The sequence below is a fragment of the Mesorhizobium sp. M1A.T.Ca.IN.004.03.1.1 genome (genome assembly GCF_003997555.1).
GTDB lineage: Bacteria > Pseudomonadota > Alphaproteobacteria > Rhizobiales > Rhizobiaceae > Mesorhizobium.
This window is the reverse complement of sequence record NZ_RZTV01000827.1, coordinates 1-248: the sequence shown is the minus strand read 5'-3', so window position 1 is coordinate 248 and position 248 is coordinate 1. Positions and strand designations below refer to the sequence as shown.

The window sequence follows — 248 nt, the reverse complement described above, 5'->3', positions numbered from 1 at the left end:
ACGCCGCCGAGATCGCGCTCGAACATCATCTCGGCATGACCTGCGATCCTGTCGCAGGCCTCGTGCAGGTTCCCTGTATCGAGCGCAACGCGCTTGGCGCCGTCAAGGCCGTCACGGAGGCCTCGCTTGCCGTCAAGGGAGACGGCCAGCATTTCGTGCCGCTCGACGCCTGTATCGAGACGATGCGCCAGACCGGCCACGACATGAGCGAGAAATACAAGGAAACTTCGACCGGCGGCCTGGCTGTC

Annotated in this window: 1 protein-coding gene; it reads left to right on the top strand. The window is 64.1% G+C overall.

The annotated features are described in order from the left end of the window. The coding region (locus tag EOD29_RS33985; RefSeq protein WP_206520607.1) for an L-serine ammonia-lyase, iron-sulfur-dependent, subunit alpha at positions 1 to 248 on the top strand (248 nt) is incomplete at both ends.